At 58.5% G+C, this 18049-nt stretch carries 19 protein-coding genes, 1 other RNA gene and 1 pseudogene; 13 read left to right on the top strand and 8 right to left on the bottom strand.

Annotation, left to right across the window (positions count from 1 at the left end):
• Nucleotides 1-151: 151 nt before the first annotated feature.
• Nucleotides 152-586, bottom strand: a complete 435-nt coding sequence (locus L9059_RS16625) for a Z-ring associated ZapG family protein (RefSeq protein ID WP_247292077.1) — start codon at nucleotides 584-586, stop codon at nucleotides 152-154.
• A gap of 145 nt (nucleotides 587-731) precedes the next feature.
• Between L9059_RS16625 and L9059_RS16630 the strand changes: the two genes are divergently transcribed.
• From L9059_RS16630 to zapE, 3 genes are all read left to right on the top strand, one after another.
• Nucleotides 732-1361 carry an alpha/beta hydrolase gene (locus tag L9059_RS16630; protein WP_247292078.1) on the top strand — a complete coding sequence of 210 codons (630 nt, stop codon included), beginning with the start codon at nucleotides 732-734 and terminating at the stop codon, nucleotides 1359-1361.
• Between the two features lie 24 nt (nucleotides 1362-1385).
• Nucleotides 1386-2741 carry a tryptophan--tRNA ligase gene (locus L9059_RS16635; RefSeq protein WP_247292079.1) on the top strand — a complete coding sequence of 452 codons (1356 nt, stop codon included), beginning with the start codon at nucleotides 1386-1388 and terminating at the stop codon, nucleotides 2739-2741.
• A 91-nt stretch (nucleotides 2742-2832) separates the two neighbouring features.
• Complete coding sequence (zapE, locus tag L9059_RS16640) at nucleotides 2833-3927, top strand: cell division protein ZapE (RefSeq protein WP_247292080.1); 1095 nt, start codon at nucleotides 2833-2835, stop codon at nucleotides 3925-3927.
• Between the two features lie 196 nt (nucleotides 3928-4123).
• On the opposite strand, the gene L9059_RS16645 is transcribed toward zapE, so the two are convergent.
• Entirely contained in the window at nucleotides 4124-5044 is a 921-nt protein-coding gene (locus L9059_RS16645) for a GlxA family transcriptional regulator (protein WP_247292157.1), read from the bottom strand.
• A gap of 220 nt (nucleotides 5045-5264) precedes the next feature.
• On the opposite strand from L9059_RS16645, the gene L9059_RS16650 reads away from it, so the two are divergent.
• Nucleotides 5265-6401, top strand: coding sequence for an acyl-CoA dehydrogenase family protein (locus tag L9059_RS16650; RefSeq protein WP_247292081.1), 1137 nt, complete (start codon nucleotides 5265-5267; stop codon nucleotides 6399-6401).
• Nucleotides 6402-6526: 125 nt separating this feature from the next.
• On the opposite strand, the gene L9059_RS16655 is transcribed toward L9059_RS16650, so the two are convergent.
• Nucleotides 6527-7567: an NADP(H)-dependent aldo-keto reductase gene (locus L9059_RS16655; RefSeq protein WP_247292082.1), complete on the bottom strand. Its 1041-nt coding sequence runs from the start codon at nucleotides 7565-7567 to the stop codon at nucleotides 6527-6529.
• 245 nt (nucleotides 7568-7812) lie between these two features.
• Here L9059_RS16655 and rplM point away from each other — a divergent pair, with 245 nt between their 5' ends.
• From rplM to L9059_RS16690, 7 genes are all read left to right on the top strand, one after another.
• Nucleotides 7813-8241 carry a 50S ribosomal protein L13 gene (gene rplM / locus L9059_RS16660; RefSeq protein ID WP_046048262.1) on the top strand — a complete coding sequence of 143 codons (429 nt, stop codon included), beginning with the start codon at nucleotides 7813-7815 and terminating at the stop codon, nucleotides 8239-8241.
• A 14-nt stretch (nucleotides 8242-8255) separates the two neighbouring features.
• Nucleotides 8256-8648 (top strand): 30S ribosomal protein S9, encoded by a 393-nt coding sequence (gene rpsI, locus L9059_RS16665; protein WP_003216038.1) that lies wholly within the window; start codon nucleotides 8256-8258, stop codon nucleotides 8646-8648.
• A 267-nt stretch (nucleotides 8649-8915) separates the two neighbouring features.
• On the top strand, nucleotides 8916-9509 hold the full coding sequence (petA, locus tag L9059_RS16670; RefSeq protein WP_247292083.1) for a ubiquinol-cytochrome c reductase iron-sulfur subunit: 594 nt from the start codon (nucleotides 8916-8918) through the stop codon (nucleotides 9507-9509).
• Nucleotides 9509-10720: a cytochrome b gene (locus tag L9059_RS16675; protein WP_247292084.1), complete on the top strand. Its 1212-nt coding sequence runs from the start codon at nucleotides 9509-9511 to the stop codon at nucleotides 10718-10720. The genes petA and L9059_RS16675 overlap by 1 nt, the downstream gene beginning before the upstream one ends.
• Nucleotides 10720-11499 (top strand): cytochrome c1, encoded by a 780-nt coding sequence (locus L9059_RS16680; protein ID WP_247292085.1) that lies wholly within the window; start codon nucleotides 10720-10722, stop codon nucleotides 11497-11499. Before L9059_RS16675 ends, L9059_RS16680 begins: the two co-directional genes overlap by 1 nt.
• A 151-nt stretch (nucleotides 11500-11650) precedes the next feature.
• A complete protein-coding gene (locus tag L9059_RS16685) occupies nucleotides 11651-12268 on the top strand; it encodes a glutathione S-transferase N-terminal domain-containing protein (protein ID WP_007905304.1) in 618 nt (205 codons plus the stop codon).
• A 16-nt stretch (nucleotides 12269-12284) separates the two neighbouring features.
• Complete coding sequence (locus L9059_RS16690) at nucleotides 12285-12698, top strand: ClpXP protease specificity-enhancing factor (RefSeq protein WP_247292086.1); 414 nt, start codon at nucleotides 12285-12287, stop codon at nucleotides 12696-12698.
• A 51-nt stretch (nucleotides 12699-12749) separates the two neighbouring features.
• Here L9059_RS16690 and L9059_RS16695 read toward each other — a convergent pair.
• The 5 genes and pseudogenes from L9059_RS16695 to L9059_RS16715 all read right to left on the bottom strand — a co-directional run.
• Nucleotides 12750-12839 (bottom strand): annotated as a pseudogene (locus L9059_RS16695) (outer membrane lipoprotein carrier protein LolA); the annotation flags it as partial.
• 21 nt (nucleotides 12840-12860) lie between these two features.
• Entirely contained in the window at nucleotides 12861-13439 is a 579-nt protein-coding gene (locus L9059_RS16700; protein ID WP_247292087.1) for a BON domain-containing protein, read from the bottom strand.
• Entirely contained in the window at nucleotides 13436-14029 is a 594-nt protein-coding gene (locus L9059_RS16705; RefSeq protein ID WP_045059278.1) for a phosphoheptose isomerase, read from the bottom strand. Before L9059_RS16705 ends, L9059_RS16700 begins: the two co-directional genes overlap by 4 nt.
• A 104-nt stretch (nucleotides 14030-14133) precedes the next feature.
• On the bottom strand, nucleotides 14134-14496 hold the full coding sequence (locus tag L9059_RS16710; RefSeq protein ID WP_247292088.1) for a YraN family protein: 363 nt from the start codon (nucleotides 14494-14496) through the stop codon (nucleotides 14134-14136).
• A complete protein-coding gene (locus L9059_RS16715) occupies nucleotides 14496-16307 on the bottom strand; it encodes a penicillin-binding protein activator (RefSeq protein ID WP_247292089.1) in 1812 nt (603 codons plus the stop codon). The genes L9059_RS16710 and L9059_RS16715 overlap by 1 nt, the downstream gene beginning before the upstream one ends.
• A 176-nt stretch (nucleotides 16308-16483) precedes the next feature.
• Here L9059_RS16715 and rsmI point away from each other — a divergent pair, with 176 nt between their 5' ends.
• Entirely contained in the window at nucleotides 16484-17389 is a 906-nt protein-coding gene (gene rsmI, locus L9059_RS16720) for a 16S rRNA (cytidine(1402)-2'-O)-methyltransferase (RefSeq protein ID WP_247292090.1), read from the top strand.
• A gap of 76 nt (nucleotides 17390-17465) precedes the next feature.
• An RNA gene (gene rnpB, locus L9059_RS16725) (RNase P RNA component class A) lies at nucleotides 17466-17819 on the top strand.
• Nucleotides 17820-18049: the final 230 nt, after the last annotated feature.

The following is an 18049-nucleotide window of genomic DNA, read 5'->3' on the forward strand; positions in this document are numbered from 1 at the left end:
CGCCCGATCTTCTGCTGATCGGGCGGGTTTTTTGGGTGTTCGTGCTTGCCCGCGAAGAGGCCAGCACAGGCGACGCAGACCCCAATCAAAAACAAAAAAGCCCCCGGACAATCACTCATCCGGGGGCTTTTTCATGTCGCGCAAAACCTGCTTACTTCTTCAGGCCGTAATGCTCATCGAGCATGCCCGGCGCGTTTGGCGCTTTTGGCGCGTAATCGCGAGGCGGCTCCTGGTTGCGCGGCGGCGTCAGGCGCTCACGAGGCGGCTGGGCGGCGTCGGCATGCAATGCAGCCAGCAAGCGTTGGCGAGTCTGCTCGTCCAGGGCAAGGCGGTTTGCCCCATCAGCGAGATGATCCTGCACTTCCTGGTAGCTCTGGGTCATTTTCTTGACCAGGGTCGCCGTGCTGTTGAAGTGGGTGACCACCTCGTTCTGATAACTGTCAAAACGTTCCTGAATATCGTCCAGCTGACGTTGCGTGCTGTTAGGCGCGGCATTCGGCACCAGGCGAGCGATCAGGAAACCAATGGCGACACCCACAACCAGGGCAAGAGTCGGCAACAACCAAACTAAGAGCGAGTGTTCCACGAGTCCTTCCTCTATAAACGGCTTTGCTTTACGTTAACGGCTCGAACCTGCGCTGTATACCGCGATTCACTCGCAGGTAGATTGGCACAGACAAATTGCTAGACGAGTCGACCCGATTTGAGGTCACGGAGTTCCTTCCTTGCTTATGCGCGAAACCCCTGTATTGATTGATGGCCCAGTCGGTGAGCTGGAAAGTTTGTACCTGGATAATGAGCAGCCGCGCGGCATTGCGCTGATCTGCCATCCGAACCCGGTGCAGGGTGGCACCATGCTCAACAAAGTGGTTTCGACCTTGCAGCGCACGGCCCGCGACGCCGGTCTGGTGACTCTGCGCTTCAATTACCGTGGCGTAGGTGCCAGTGCCGGTTCCCACGACATGGGCACCGGCGAAGTCGATGACGCCCAGGCCGCCGCTGCCTGGCTGCGGGCGAAACATCCTGATCTACCTTTGACACTGCTGGGTTTCTCCTTCGGCGGTTTTGTTGCGGCAAGTCTCGGCGGTCGCCTGGAAGCCCAGGGTGAACAGCTCAAGCATCTGTTCATGGTGGCGCCAGCCGTCATGCGCCTGGGCGATCAGGATCAGCTGCCGCACCAGGGCGAGCTGACCCTGATCCAGCCGGAAACCGACGAAGTCATCGATCCGCAACGGGTCTACGACTGGTCCGAACAACTCGAGCGCCCCCATGAGCTGCTGAAAGTGGCAGAATGCGGACACTTTTTTCATGGCAAGCTGACCGATCTCAAGGATCTGATCCTGCCGCGTCTCTCGAACTGATTGCAGTCTGACAAGCGATAACCCATGACGACTCGTACCCGTATCCTCACCGGCATCACCACCACCGGCACGCCGCACCTGGGCAACTACGCCGGCGCCATCCGTCCGGCGATCCTCGCCAGCCGTGACAGCAATGCCGATTCGTTCTACTTCCTGGCCGACTACCACGCCCTGATCAAATGCGATGACCCGCTGCGTATCCAGCGCTCGCGTCTGGAAATCGCCGCGACCTGGCTGGCCGGCGGCCTGGATGTCGAGCGCGTGACCTTCTATCGCCAGTCCGACATCCCGGAAATCCCCGAGCTGACCTGGCTGCTGACTTGCGTCGCCGCCAAGGGCCTGCTCAACCGTGCGCACGCCTACAAGGCCTCGGTGGACAAGAACGTCGAGACCGGTGAAGACCCGGATGCTGGTATCACCATGGGCTTGTACAGCTACCCGGTGCTGATGGCCGCGGACATCCTGATGTTCAACGCGCACAAGGTGCCGGTCGGTCGTGACCAGATTCAGCACGTGGAGATGGCCCGGGACATCGGCCAGCGCTTCAACCACCTGTTTGGCCAGGGCAAGGAATTTTTCACCATGCCCGAGGCGCTGATCGAAGAAAGCGTCGCCACCTTGCCAGGCCTCGACGGTCGCAAGATGTCGAAGAGCTACGACAACACCATCCCGTTGTTCAACAGCGCCAAGGAAATGAAGGACGCAATCTCGCGGATCGTTACCGACTCCCGTGCACCGGGCGAAGCGAAAGATCCGGACAACTCCCACCTGTTCACGCTATTTCAGGCCTTCGCCACCCCGGCGCAGTCCGACGAATTCCGCAGCGAACTGCTGCAGGGCCTGGGTTGGGGCGAGGCGAAGAACCGTCTGTTCCAGCTGCTGGACGGCGAGCTGGGTGAATCCCGCGAGCGTTATCACCAACTGATCGAACGCCCGGCCGACCTGGAAGATATCCTGCAGATCGGCGCCAAAAAAGCCCGTGCCGTGGCCACGCCGTTCCTCAACGAGCTGCGTGAAGCGGTTGGTCTGCGTTCGTTTGTCGCCCAGGCTCAGGTGGCTGCCACCACGAAAAAGAAAGCGGCCAAGGCCGCGCGCTTTGTCAGCTTTCGCGAAGACGACGGCAGCTTCCGTTTCCGCCTGCTGGCGGCCGATGGCGAGCAATTGCTGCTGTCGCGCAACTTTGCGGATGGCAAAACCGCGGGCCAGGTGACCAAGCAGCTGCAAGCGGGCCAGGCTCTGGACGTGCGTAGCGAAGACCTGAGTTTCAGCGTCTGGCTGGAAGGCGAGTGTGTGGCAGACAGCGCCACGTTCGCTGACAGCGCCGCTCGCGATGCCGGCATTGATGCGTTGCGGATCGCGCTGACCCCGGTTCAGGAATAAATCAACGGCTCGGTCCGACCAAGGGCTGATTGCCATTCCGACGGGCCGTCGCTACAGTGACGGCCCGTTTTTGTTACCTTGCTAACGAATTATGACGCCCCTAGAACGATATCAAGCTGATCTGAAACGCCCGGAATTCTTCCATGATGCCGCGCAGGAAACTGCCGTGCGTCACTTGCAACGCCTGTACGACGATCTGGTGGCGGCCTCGCAGAACAAACCGGGTTTTCTCGGGAAATTGTTCGGCAAGAAAGACCAGACCCCGGTCAAGGGGCTGTACTTCTGGGGCGGCGTGGGACGCGGCAAGACTTACCTGGTCGACACCTTCTTCGAAGCGCTGCCCTTCAAGGAAAAGACCCGCACCCACTTCCACCGCTTCATGAAGCGCGTGCACGAGGAAATGAAAACCCTGGGCGGCGAAAAGAACCCGCTGACGATCATCGCCAAGCGTTTCTCCGACGAGTCCCGGGTGATCTGTTTCGATGAATTCTTCGTCTCCGACATCACCGACGCCATGATCCTCGGCACGCTGATGGAAGAGCTGTTCAAGAACGGCGTGACCCTGGTCGCGACCTCGAACATCGTGCCGGACGGTTTGTACAAGGACGGCCTGCAGCGTGCGCGCTTCCTGCCGGCCATTGCGCTGATCAAGCAGAACACCGAGATCGTCAACGTCGACAGCGGCGTCGATTATCGCCTGCGCCACCTCGAGCAAGCGGAACTGTTCCACTTCCCGCTGGACGAGGCGTCCCACGAAAGCCTGCGCAAGAGCTTCCGCGCCCTGACGCCGGAATGCACCGCCGCAGTCGAGAGCGACGTGCTGATGATCGAAAATCGCGAGATCCGCGCCTTGCGTACCTGTGACGACGTGGCCTGGTTCGACTTCCGCGAACTTTGCGACGGCCCGCGCAGCCAGAACGACTACATCGAACTGGGCAAGATCTTCCACGCGGTACTGATCAGTGGCGTCGAGCAGATGAGCGTCACCACCGACGACATCGCCCGGCGCTTCATCAACATGGTCGACGAATTCTACGACCGCAACGTGAAGCTGATCATCTCCGCCGAAGTCGAGCTCAAAGACCTCTACACCGGCGGTCGCCTGAACTTCGAATTCCAGCGCACCCTTAGCCGTCTGCTGGAAATGCAGTCCCACGAGTTCCTGTCCCGGGCGCATAAGCCTTAAACAGATCTTCAGCGTATAAAAAGGGCCTGCAATTGCAGGCCCTTTTTGATTTGTGCTGAAGAAAAAACCGAATGCACTGCAATCCCTGTGGGAGCGGGCTTGCCCGCGATGGCGTCGTGTCAGGCAATATTCATTCCTCTGACAAATCGCTATCGCTGGCAAGCCAGTTCCCACAGGTTTTGTATTTTTCTCGGGGCTAAGCTGCCTGCTGAAACTGCTGCCGATACTGATTCGGCGACAGCTCCGTATGCTGGCGGAACAAGCGGGCGAAGAAGCTCGCATCGTCGTAACCCACCTCGTAACTGATGGTCTTGATGCTTTTGCGGCTGCCGGACAGCAGGCCCTTGGCGGTTTCGATGCGCAGGCGTTGCAGGTAGTGCAGCGGTTTGTCGCCGGTGGCTGTTTGGAAGCGGCGCATGAAGTTGCGGATGCTCATGCCGTGTTCGCGGGCGACGTCTTCGAAGCGGAATTTGTCGGCGAAGTGTTCTTCGAGCCAGTGCTGGATCTGCAGGATGATCACGTCCTGATGCAGTTTTTGTCCGCCGAAGCCGATGCGGCCGGGGGAGTAGCTGCGCTGCACTTCATATAGGATGTCCCGGGCCACGGCTTGTGACACGTTGGCGCCGCAGAAGCGTTCGATCAGGTAGATGTACAGGTCGCAGGCTGAAGTGGTGCCGCCGGCGCAATACAGGTTGTCGGCGTCTGTCAGGTGCTTGTCCTGATTGAGCTGGACCTTGGGAAAGCGTTCGGCGAAGGCGTTGAAGAAGCGCCAGTAAGTCGTAGCTTCCTTGCCGTCGAGCAGCCCGGCTTCGGCGAGCCAGAACACGCCGGTTGCCTCGCCACACAGCACCGCGCCGCGGGCATGTTGCTGGCGCAGCCAGGGCAGGACTTGCGGGTAGCGTTGGCACAGGGTCTCGAAGTCGTCCCAGAACGCCGGCAGGACGATGATGTCGGCGTTTTCCAGGCCGCCGTCCACCGGCATGATGACATCACTGAAGCTGTTCACCGGCTTGCCATCCGGGCTGACCAGGCGAGTCTCGAAGGCCGGGACGAGGCCGTGGCCAAGCTGTTTGCCATAGCGCAGGCTGGCAAGGTGGAAGAAATCCTTGGCTTGCATGAGGGTGGAAGCGAAAACCCGGTCGATAGCCAGGATGCTGACGCGCCGTAAAGGCGTGGAGGCTTGGTTAGACATAATTCAACTTTATTTTTATAAGGGAAAGTGGTCACCAGACGGCTGGATCGTCTTATTTTTTGTCTGATGTGTCCAGTGTCCTGTAGCGGAGGCGAGGCATAGTCTCTGGAGGCCACATCCCTCCAACAATAACGACCGGTGCCGCATGATCCCCAGAACCTTGTTCAGTTCCGAGCACGAACTCTTTCGCGACAGCGTTCGAACGTTCCTTGAGAAGGAGGCGGTGCCGTTTCATGGGCAATGGGAGAAACAGGGCTACATCGACCGCAAACTCTGGAACAAGGCGGGGGAGGCGGGGATGCTGTGCTCACATCTGCCCGAAGAATATGGCGGGCTGGGGGCGGATTTTCTCTATAGCGCGGTGGTAATCGAAGAGGTGGGTCGACTCGGTCTGACCGGCATTGGTTTCTCTCTCCATTCGGACATTGTTGCACCCTATATCCTGCATTACGGCAGCGAGGCCTTGAAACACAAATACTTGCCGAAACTGGTGTCTGGCGAAATGGTCACGGCGATTGCTATGACCGAGCCAGGGGCTGGCTCCGACTTGCAGGGGGTCAAGACGACGGCGGTGCTGGATGGCGACGAATACGTGATCAACGGCTCCAAGACTTTCATCACCAACGGCTTTCTGGCCGACCTGGTGATTGTCGTGGCCAAGACCGATCCCAAGGCTGGCGCGAAGGGCACCAGCTTGTTTCTGGTGGAGGCCGATACGCCGGGATTCGACAAGGGCAAGCGCCTGGAAAAAGTCGGCATGAAGGCCCAGGACACTTCGGAGCTGTTCTTCCAGGACGTTCGGGTGCCCAAGGAGAACCTGTTGGGTCAGGCGGGGATGGGCTTTGCCTATCTGATGCAGGAGTTGCCTCAGGAGCGGCTCACGGTTGCCATTGGCGGCCTGGCTTCGGCCGAAGCGGCGCTGCAGTGGACGCTCGACTACACCCGCGAGCGCAAAGCGTTTGGCAAGGCCATTGCGGACTTTCAGAACACTCGGTTCAAGCTGGCGGAAATGGCCACTGAAATTCAGATTGGCCGGGTCTTCGTCGATCGCTGCCTGGAGTTGCACCTGCAGGGCAAGCTGGATGTGCCGACGGCGGCGATGGCCAAATATTGGGGTACGGACCTGCAATGCAAGGTGCTCGACGAGTGCGTGCAGTTGCATGGCGGCTACGGGTTCATGTGGGAATACCCGGTGGCCCGGGCGTGGGCGGATGCCCGGGTGCAGCGCATTTATGCGGGGACCAATGAGATTATGAAGGAGATTATTGCCCGGTCGCTTTGATTTATGCGCTGGCTGGAACGACGCCATCGCGTGTAGGAGCGAGCTTGCTCGCGATGGTCGTCAACGATAACGCTGGGGGCCTGGCACCCCGCAGCGCTCTCCGAGCTCGCGCCTACAATTGCCGCCTACGGCGCTGGATTCGGATGATCCTTGTGAATCGCCTCAATCCCCTGAAGCACGTCATCCGAGAGCTTCAGTTCCAGGCTCGCTATGTTGCTCTCAAGCTGCTCCAGGGTCGTGGCACCAATGATGTTGCTGGTGACGAACGGCTGTTGGTTGACGAACGCCAGCGCCATTTGCGCTGGATCCAGACCGTGTTCGCGGGCCAATGCCACATAGCGGCTGCAGGCGGCTTCCGACTGTGGGTTGAAATAGCGGCTGAAGCGGCTGTACAGGCTCAGGCGGCCTTTTGGCGGGCGGGCACCACCTTCGTACTTGCCGGACAGGAAACCGAACGCCAGGGGAGAGTAGGCGAGCAGGCCGCATTGTTCGCGGAGGGCGATTTCCGCCAGGCCAATCTCGAAAGTGCGGTTGAGCAGGTTGTAGGGGTTCTGGATCGACACGGCGCGCGGCCAGCCTCGGGCTTCGGCCAGCGCCAGGAAGCGCATGGTGCCCCACGGCGTTTCGTTCGACAGGCCGATATGGCGGATCTTGCCGGCCCTGACCTGCTCGTCCAGCGCTTCGAGAGTTTCCTCCAGGGGCGTGAGGTTGGCTTGCGTCTGGTGCTTGTAACCGAGCTGGCCGAAGAAATTGGTGCTGCGCTCCGGCCAGTGCAACTGGTACAGATCGATGTAGTCGGTTTGCAGGCGCTTGAGGCTCGCATCCACGGCTTCGGTGATGTGCTGGCGGTTGTGTCGCAGGTTTTTGTCGCGGATGTAGTCGATGGTGTTGCCGGGGCCGGCGATCTTGCTGGCGAGGATCCAGTCGGCGCGATCGCCGCGGCTTTTGAAGTAATTGCCGATGTAGCGCTCGGTGGTGGCGTAGGTCTCGGCCTTGGGCGGCACCGGGTACATCTCGGCGGTGTCGATGAAATTGATCCCGGCACTCTTGGCCCGTTCGATCTGCGCGAAGGCTTCAGCCTCGCTGTTTTGCTCGCCCCAGGTCATGGTTCCGAGGCCGATGGCGCTCACGTTCAGATGGGTCCGGCCTAGCTGTCGATAATCCATTGGGTGCTCCTTGGGCAAAACAATCATAAAAGCAGGTTGAAATATTTTTCGCAATCTGCATAATTGCGCACCTCTTTCTGCAGTGGAAGTGATGCGCCGCCGCCGAAGAATCTTGCCGTTGAACGGACGCGCCGACCCGAGCCCCCGAAAGCGTCTGTATCCGGCTGCCTTTGACTTGTCAAAGTACGCACTATTCAGTAAGATCCGCCGTCTAATTTACAGGGCGGCCCCTGAGGCTATAAAGAATGAAAACTTTTACTGCTAAACCGGAAACAGTACAGCACGACTGGTTTGTCGTCGACGCTGCAGGTCAGACCCTGGGTCGTCTGGCCACCGAAATCGCGAGCCGTCTGCGTGGCAAGCATAAAGCTGAGTACACTCCTCACGTTGACACCGGCGATTACATCGTCGTTATCAATGCCGAGCAGATTCGTGTAACCGGTGCTAAAACCACCGACAAAATCTACTACTCCCACTCCGGTTTTCCGGGCGGCATCAAGTCGATCAACTTCGAAAAGCTGATCGCTAAAGCCCCTGAGCGCGTGATCGAGACCGCGGTCAAAGGCATGCTGCCTAAGAACCCGCTGGGTCGCGACATGTATCGTAAGCTGAAAGTCTATGCGGGCGCTGTACACCCTCATACTGCTCAGCAGCCCCAAGAACTGAAGTTTTAACGGAATAGTTCATTATGTCGGCGACTCAAAATTACGGCACTGGCCGTCGCAAGACCGCAACCGCACGCGTTTTCCTGCGTCCGGGTACTGGTAACATCTCCATCAACAACCGCACCCTGGAAAATTTCTTCGGCCGCGAAACTGCCCGCATGGTAGTTCGTCAGCCGCTGGAATTGACTGAGACTGTCGAGAAGTTCGACATCTACGTCACCGTGATCGGCGGTGGTGTAAGTGGTCAAGCTGGCGCAATCCGCCACGGTATCACTCGCGCTCTGATGCAGTACGACGAAACCCTGCGTGGCGCTCTGCGCAAAGCTGGCTTCGTGACTCGCGATGCTCGTGAAGTTGAACGTAAGAAAGTTGGTCTGCGTAAAGCGCGTAAGCGTCCGCAGTACTCGAAGCGTTAATTCGCTTCCACGTTCAAAAAAGAACGCCCAGTTCCTCACGGAGCTGGGCGTTTTTTTATGGGGGCGATTTATCAAAGAATTGCTCTGTGACAACTTGCCACAGCCGTAGAGGCCCTATACTACAAGGCTTGGCAGTGGAGCTCTTGGGTAATTACCTTGTCAGAATTGGGGCTTTTCATTACCATTCGGCAAAATTTTTATAAGTACATAGATTTACTTAGTAGATGCCTGATTTAACAGGCCACAAAGCTGATGGGAGAGGACTGAATGAGCAATGACGGCGTGAATGCAGGCCGGCGTCGCTTCTTGGTAGCAGCCACATCCGTGGTGGGTGCTGCAGGAGCGGTGGGGGCTGCGGTCCCGTTCGTGGGGTCATGGTTTCCCAGTGCCAAGGCGAAAGCCGCAGGTGCACCGGTGAAGGTGAATGTCAGCAAAATCGAACCAGGCCAGCAGATGATTGCTGAGTGGCGCGGTCAGCCGGTGTTCATCGTCCGCCGTACCGAGGAAATCCTGGGGAATCTGAAGAAGATCGAGGGCCAGCTTGCTGACCCGACCTCCAAGAACTCGACACAACCGACTTATGTCGACCCGGAAACGCGTTCGATCAAGCCAGAAGTACTGCTGCTGATCGGTATCTGCACGCACCTGGGTTGTTCGCCGACCTTCCGTCCCGAAGTGGCGCCTGCTGATCTGGGCAAGGACTGGGTAGGCGGTTATTTCTGCCCTTGCCACGGTTCCCACTACGACCTGGCTGGTCGCGTCTACAAGTCGCAACCTGCGCCTTTGAACCTGCCAGTTCCCCCGCATTCCTATGAGACCGATGAAATCATTGTCATCGGCGTCGATACGGAGAAAGCGTGATGAGCAAGTTCATGGATTGGGTTGATGCGCGCTTTCCCGCGACCAAAATGTGGGAAGACCATCTCAGCAAGTACTACGCCCCGAAGAACTTCAACTTCTTCTATTTCTTTGGCTCCCTGGCGCTGCTCGTTCTGGTCAACCAGATCGTCACTGGTGTCTGGCTGACCATGAGCTACACCCCGTCGGCGGAGGAAGCCTTTGCTTCCGTCGAATACATCATGCGTGACGTCGAGTACGGCTCGATCCTGCGTCTGTTGCACGCGGTTGGTGCTTCGATGTTCTTCATCGTGGTCTACCTGCACATGTTCCGTGGCTTGCTCTACGGTTCGTACCAGAAGCCGCGTGAGCTGGTGTGGGTCTTCGGCATGCTGATCTACCTGGCGCTGATGGCTGAAGCCTTCATGGGCTATCTGCTGCCTTGGGGCCAGATGTCCTATTGGGGGGCCCAGGTCATCATCTCGCTGTTCGGTGCGATCCCGGTCATCGGTAACGACCTGACCCAGTGGATACGTGGTGATTACCTGATTTCCGGCATCACCCTGAACCGCTTCTTTGCCCTACACGTCGTGGCCTTGCCGATCGTGATTCTCGGTCTGGTGGTGCTGCACGTCCTGGCGTTGCACGAAGTTGGGTCGAACAACCCGGATGGCGTGGACATCAAGAAACACAAGGACGAAAACGGCGTACCGCTGGACGGCATTGCCTTCCACCCGTACTACACCGTGAAAGATATCGTCGGTGTGGTGGTGTTCCTGTTCATCTTCTGCTCGATCGTATTCTTCTTCCCGGAAATGGGCGGCTACTTCCTCGAGAAGCCGAACTTTGAGACGGCGAACGCTTTCAAGACACCCGCGCATATTGCTCCGGTCTGGTATTTCACGCCGTTCTACGCGATCCTGCGGGCGGTTCCCGACAAGCTCCTGGGCGTGATCGCCATGGGTGCGGCTATCGCTGTGCTGTTCGTTCTGCCATGGCTCGATCGTAGCCCGGTCAAGTCGATGCGCTACAAGGGTTGGCTGAGCAAGATCTGGCTGGTGGTGTTCTGCGTTTCGTTCGTGATCCTCGGCATCCTAGGTGTCCTGGCTCCGACGCCAGGCCGTACCTTGCTGTCGCAGGTGTGTACCTTCCTATACTTCGCCTACTTCATTCTTATGCCGTTCTACACCAGGCTCGAGAAGACGAAACCGGTTCCGGAAAGGGTGACTGGCTGATGAAAAAGCTATTTGCAGTTTTGATTCTTGCTGTGCTTCCTGCGGTTTCTTTTGCCAACACTCTTGAGCCTGAGCTTGAAAAGGTTGAGATTGACGTTGCTGACAAAGTCGCCTTGCAGGATGGTGCGCGTACATTTGCAAACTATTGCATGGGTTGTCACAGTGCGAAGTACCAGCGCTATGAGCGGGTAGCCAATGATCTGGATATCCCTGTGGATCTGATGCAAAGCCATTTGATATTCACTGGTGCAAAAATCGGCGACCACATGAGCATCGGCATGCAACCGGCAGATGCCAAGGCCTGGTTCGGTGCGGCACCGCCCGACCTGACCTTGGTCGCCCGCGTGCGTGGCACCGACTGGCTCTATAGCTACCTGAAGTCGTTCTACGAAGACCCGGCGCGTCCTTGGGGCGTCAACAACAAGGTCTTCCCGAACGTCGGCATGCCTAACGTGCTGGTCGGCCTGCAAGGTCGCCAGGTTGTCGGCTGCAAACAGGTGCAGATCGTCGAGGATGGCAAGAAGCAATATGACCCTCTGACCGGTACGCCGCTGACTCATGAGGCATGCGATCAACTGACCATCGTGCCGAAGAGTGGAGCGCTGACTGAAGAGCAGTTCGATGAGAAGGTCAAGAATCTGGTAACCTTCCTCGCTTACTCGGCTAACCCGGTTAAGCTGCAGCATCAGCGCATCGGTACGTACGTATTGCTGTACCTGGCGTTCTTCTTCGTATTCGCTTACCTGCTCAAGCGCGAATACTGGAAAGACGTGCACTGATAACGCTTTAAGCAATTGCTGTTAATCGCGCGCGCCCAAGGGCGTCTCTGAAGATGTAACGGATCTGGTTATCCAGAGGTTACGGAGAGGCGCCCTCTGGGCGCGCTCGTTTTTTCCGCTTTCGAAATTTCAACAAGCGAGGAGGACCGCCATGGGCGTGACCAATCGGTTGGCCTGTTACTCCGACCCCGCCGACCACTATTCCCACCGGGTACGCATCGTACTCGCAGAGAAGGGTGTCAGCGCCGAGATCATTTATGTGGAAGCTGGTCGCCAGCCGCCTAAACTGATCGAAGTGAACCCTTACGGGAGTTTGCCCACCCTGGTCGATCGTGACTTGGCGTTGTGGGAATCGACCGTAGTGATGGAATATCTGGATGAGCGTTACCCGCACCCGCCGCTACTGCCGGTTTATCCCGTGGCGCGTGCCAACAGCCGTTTGCTGATCCATCGTATCCAGCGTGACTGGTGTGGCCTGGTGGATCTGATCCTGGATTCACGGACCAAGGAAGCGGCCCGCGTAGTGGCTCGCAAGGAACTGCGCGAGAGCCTGACAGGCGTGTCGCCGTTGTTTGCGGACAAGCCGTTTTTCCTCAGTGAGGAACAAAGTCTGGTGGATTGCTGCCTATTACCAATACTCTGGCGCTTGCCTATTCTGGGTATTGAATTGCCGCGGCCCGCGAAGCCGCTGCTTGATTATATGGAGCGCTCGTTTGCGCGTGAGGCTTTCCAGGCGAGTCTGTCTGGTGTCGAACGCGATATGCGCTAAGGCTTAAGGAGCCGCTATGAACTCCAGTCGACCTTATCTGGTCCGCGCGCTCTATGAGTGGATTGTAGATAACGATTGCACCCCGCACATGCTGGTCAATTCCGAGTATCCGTCGGTGCAGGTGCCACAGGGTTTTGCCAGTGACGGACAGATTGTCTTGAACGTATCGCCGGCAGCCGTGCGGCATTTGCACATGGACAACGAAGCGGTCAGCTTCGAAGGGCGCTTCGGTGGCGTGCCGCACACTCTATACGTGCCTATCGCATCGATCCTGGGCATTTATGCCCGGGAGAACGGTCAGGGCATGGTGTTCGATCTGGAGTCGCCTATGGACGACGAGGAAGAGATCGAGCCGGATGATGATGTTCCGCCGCCCGACAGCGAGCCGCCGCGACCAAGCGGAAGGCCAAGTTTGAAGGTGGTGAAGTAATAAAAAAGGCGATCCGAATGGATCGCCTTTTTTATTACTTCACCACCTTCAAACTGTAGGAGCGAGCTTGCTCGCGAAAAAACCGAGAGCGCCTCGGGGTGTCAGGATTGGCGCGTTATCGTTGACGACTTTCGCGAGCAAGCTGGCTCCTACAAAGGCAGGTCAGTCGATGTATTCAAACAACTTCACGATCTTCTGCACACCAGAAACGCCTTGCACCAGATTGGTCGCCTGGGCCGCTTCCTGCTTGGTCAGTAGGCCCAGCAGGTAGACGATGCCATTCTCGGTGACAACTTTGATGCGCGAGCCGGGAATGCTCGCATCGGTCAGCATCTGGGTCTTGATCTTGGAGGTCAGCCAGGTGTCGTTCTGGCGAGCCAGAAAACCGGAAGGTGGCAGCACCTGCAATTCGTTATGCACCGTCTTCACGCGCTGGACCGAGGATGCGGCCTGTTCGGCTTTGGCCTTGAGGGCAGCGGTAGGCGTTTGCCCGGCCAGCAGCACCACGCCGTTGAAGCTCGTGACGACGATGTGCGAATCGTTGTCCAGGGCTGGATCGGCCTTGGCGACGTTCACGCCGACCTTGGTTTCGATCAAGGTGTCATCGATTTTGCTGCCGAAGGTGCGGGTCCCGCGGTCATCATCAATTGGAGCCTCACGGCTGGCGTTAACCACCGAAGTGCAGCCGCTGATGCCGAGGCATAGTGTCAGGGCCATCAGGCCTAGGCGATTAGGGGTCATTCTTCACTCCCGAACAGTTGGCTGTCGATCAAGTCGCAGAGGCAATGGATCGCCAGCAGGTGGACTTCCTGAATACGTGCAGTGACGTTGGCCGGGACACGGATCTCGACGTCCTCGGGCAAAAGCAGTGACGCCATGCCGCCACCGTCGCGCCCCGTCATAGCTACGACAATCATTTCGCGATCATGTGCGGCCTGGATCGCTTGAATAATATTGGCCGAGTTGCCGCTGGTCGAAATTGCCAGCAATACATCGCCCGGTTGACCCAGGGCGCGGATCTGCTTGGAGAAGATTTCGTTGTAGCTGTAGTCGTTGGCAATCGAGGTGATTGTCGAACTGTCGGTGGTCAGCGCAATGGCTGGCAGGCTCGGGCGCTCTCGTTCGAAACGGTTGAGCAGTTCCGAGGAGAAATGCTGGGCGTCGCCAGCAGAGCCACCATTGCCGCAGGACAGCATCTTGCCCTCGTTGAGCAGGGCGTTGACCATCACCTGGCTGGCTTGCTCGATGTGCGGTGCAAGTACGTCCATCGCCATTTGCTTGGTGTCGATACTGGCCTGAAAAAGCTGGCGAATTCGGGATTGCATGTCCATCTGTGTGACCTTAATTAGCGCGGCTACTTGGCACAGGAATGTGCAGCCCGCAAAGCAAAGAGCAAAAATGTTGGGTGGAAGTGTCCGGTTCAGCGCGCGGTCGATCAGCTGTCGAAGGCATTTTGTAACCAGTTCAACTGATCGAGATTGCTGTCGATGGCAATCACGTCGAAACGGCAAGGGGAATTGGCCCAGCGCGACTCGCGCTGAAGAAAATACTGCGCGGCAAAAATCAGCTTCTGCCGTTTGCGCTCATCGATGCTATCGAGCGCGCCACCCCATTGAGTGTTTTTTCTGTAGCGGACTTCAACGAATACTACTGTATCGCCATCGAGCATGACCAGATCAAGCTCACCGCGTTTGCATAACCAGTTCTGCGCCACCAGGCGCAGACCCTGTTGTTGCAGATGCTCGAGCGCATGGCGCTCGGCATCCTGACCGCTTTGTCGACGTGACCTCTCGGGCATCAGCGCGAGGTGTCCGGCAGGCGCTGGACCTGGCCATTGACGAACTGCGCCCACGGTAACTGGCGTTCGACGCGCTGGTTCTGGGTCATGCCCAAGCTGCCCGACTCACCCTCGATGCGGCTGTCCGGCAGGGCCTTGAGCTGCCCCAGGCGAGGTGCCAGGCGGTAGGCGTCGGCGCCCATCGCATACAGTCGACCCAAGCTGCCGGCGGCTTGTGGCCACTGTGCGGTGACCTGTTTGCGTAGTGGATCATTGACGTCCAGCAGCCATGGAGTTTCGCAGAACCGCACGCCATTCATGTCCTTGTACTGGTTCACATCACCGCTGGCACTGTACACGTGGGACGTGGCGTAGACCGGCACGTCGCCCGCGTATTGGAAGTTCAGGGTCGGCTTGATCTGCTGGGCTTGCTGCGGAGTTGCCGCGAGGAAGATGAACTCGATGTCCTGGCGACGCGAAGGCTGGGCCGCGACCTGCGAACCTACCGTGCTTTGCAGGCTCTTGGCGCGACCTTCGCTCTGGCGCAGTTGGAACATGTCGGCTATCTGCTGGGCCAGTTGCACCGGCTGGTCGATACGTTCGGTGGCGACGATACTGCCGCCGTTTACCTGCCAATCCTGGCTGAACGCTCGCAGTACGCGATCGCCCCATTCGCCTTTCGGCACCATGATGGCGGCGCGGGTCAGGCCGTCGGCGCGCGCGCGGCGGGAGACTTCCCGGGCCTCGTCTTCGGCGGCAAGACCAAACTGGAACAGTTGGGCCGGGCCTTGGGCGCCTTCACTGTAGTTCAGGGCCAGGGTAGTGATAGGCAGTTGCGGGCGAGTGCTGAGTTGTTTGACCAGCGGCTTCTCCAGTGGACCCACGACCAGTTGCACGCCGTCGGCCTGGGCCTTGCGATAGAACTCGTCCATGGAGGTCAGGCGCGAGCTGTCATAGAACTCGATGGCTGGTGGGTTCTGACCAGCTTGCTGTGCCTGGTAGTGAGCTGCCATGAAGCCTTCACGCAGCGCCCTGCCGACTGAGGCCAGTGGCCCGTCTTGTGGCAGCAGCAGGCCAATCTTGCCCAGGGGCTGGCTGGCCAGTTCCTTGAGCTTGGTCAGGGGGGTCGGCAACTGGATGGCTGCTGGGTGCTTGGGGTTCTGTGCGCGCCAGCTGTCGATCGCGGCTTGCTGTTGTTCCAGGGTGCCCGCCGTCTTAACGGCCAGCGCCAGGCTCATCCAGCCACCGAGGTCATCGGTGGAAGTGGGCTGCAGTTGATCGGTCGGCAACGAAGCGATCAGGGTCCAGATCGTTTCATGGTTCTTGCTGGCCGCTTCACCTTCGAGCATGGGGGCGATGAAAATTCGCTCCCGTGCGGCCGCCAGTGTCTGGCCATCGGCTTCAAGCGCGCGGGCATGTACGGTGCCGGTGCGCACCTGTTGCTCGACCGGCAGTTCGCTCAGGCGCTGCAGGCTCGGATGGCTCAATGCGGTCAGCGCCGCCTTGGGCTGATTGCGCACCATCGCCAGTTCTGCCGCCAAGGTACTGGCGAACACCTGTTGTCCAGGCTTGAGTTGTTCCACAGGTACTTGCTGGAGAATTTGTGCGGATTGGCCGGCGTTACCCTGGCGATAGGCCAGGTCGGCGGCGCTCAGGCGCAACAGTGCAGCCTTCTCCGGGTCTTTGCTTTGGGAGGCCTGCTCGAGCAGTTGCTCGATACTGGCATCCGGAGTCCGTGGAAGGTCGCCAAGGCTGGAGGAGGGCGAGCTGGCGCAAGCCGCCAGCAAGGCAGCAAGGCAGAGGGCAGTGAACAGCCGCAGGCAAGCGATCATGTAGTGTTCCTGATACTCGATCAAATTAGCGTGGAATTGTACCCAAGCACTGGCCGGGGCGCGATGTTACTGGCGTGAATCCATCAATTTAGCTCATGTAGATGTTGCAGCGTGGTAGCGATGGCTGGAAAACCTGCGGTGGCAGACGCCTGTCGCCGGCGGCTCTACGCGCTACAATGGCGACTTTTAACGATCATGAGGTGTGCGCTTTGACTGCTCCAGGTGCTTTGAATTCCGCTGCTGGCTCGCTTTATGTGGTGGCGACGCCCATCGGCAACCTGGACGACATCAGTGCGCGCGCGCTGAAAATCCTCCGTGAGGTGGCGTTGATTGCCGCCGAAGACACTCGGCACTCCCAGCGCCTGATGCAGCACTTTGGCATTCCAACGCCGCTGGCGGCCTGTCATGAACACAACGAGCGAGATGAAGGTAGCCGCTTTATCACCCGCTTGCTGGCAGGTGACGATGTGGCATTGATATCCGATGCCGGCACGCCACTGATTTCCGATCCAGGCTATCACCTGGTGCGCCAGGCGCGCGCGGCGGGGATAAATGTAGTGCCCGTCCCGGGCGCCTGTGCATTGATTGCGGCATTGTCGGCGGCGGGCCTGCCGTCGGACCGGTTCATCTTCGAGGGATTCCTGCCTGCCAAGGCAGTGGGGCGCCGGGCTCGTCTGGAACTGGTCAAGGAAGAGCCCCGCACCCTGATTTTCTATGAGGCACCGCACCGTATTCTGGAATGCCTGCAGGATATGGAGCTGGTGTTTGGCGGTGAGCGTCCGGCCTTGCTGGCCCGGGAGATCACCAAAACCTTTGAAACCCTCAAGGGCCTGCCCCTGGCGGAATTGCGCGAGTTCGTCGAGTCGGACAGCAATCAGCAGCGGGGTGAGTGCGTGGTGCTGGTGGCGGGCTGGTCCGCTCCCGAAACTGAAGATGCTGTTAGCAGCGAGGCAATGCGAATCCTCAATCTGCTGCTCGAAGAAATGCCGCTCAAGCGTGCCGCCGCCCTGGCTGCGCAAATCACGGGTGAGCGCAAGAATGTGCTTTATCAGGTCGCACTGGATAAACAGAAGGGTGAGTAAAAACCCGACGCGCAGGAGTGGCTAAAGGCTTTTACTGCTTGTTCTTCGGCCGCTGTGCCGTTAATCTTCGCGGCGGAGAGTCGATCGGACAGTCGCTGCCCTCTATGAAAATTAGGGGGGGGAGGAAAGTCCGGGCTCCATAGGGCGAAGTGCCAGGTAATGCCTGGGAGGCGTGAGCCTACGGAAAGTGCCACAGAAAATAACCGCCTAAGCGCTTCGGCGCCGGTAAGGGTGAAAAGGTGCGGTAAGAGCGCACCGCACGTCTGGCAACAGTTCGTGGCTAGGTAAACCCCACTTGGAGCAAGACCAAATAGGGTCCCAAGGCGTGGCCCGCGCTGGGACCGGGTAGGTTGCTAAAGATGTCCAGTGATGGCCATCGTAGACGAATGACTGTTCAAGACAGAACCCGGCTTACAGATCGACTCTCCACCTTTTTCCCCCTCCCTGTTTGCAGTACTGGACAGGGCGCAGATAGTAGCGATTTTCCTCCTTCCAGAAACGTCAGCAGAAGCACTTTCGTAATACCAAAAAAATCTTACTCTTAACAAACTACTTTAACTTCCGAGCGCAGCCATCAGTGCTGGTTCAAGTTGTTGAGCAGGATTACGCGTCAGATTCTCGTTACCCCTCCTTTTGCGTTCCTAAATCACAGTTATGTAA

It is taken from the genome of Pseudomonas violetae (genome assembly GCF_023072615.1).
GTDB classification, from domain to species: domain Bacteria; phylum Pseudomonadota; class Gammaproteobacteria; order Pseudomonadales; family Pseudomonadaceae; genus Aquipseudomonas; species Aquipseudomonas violetae.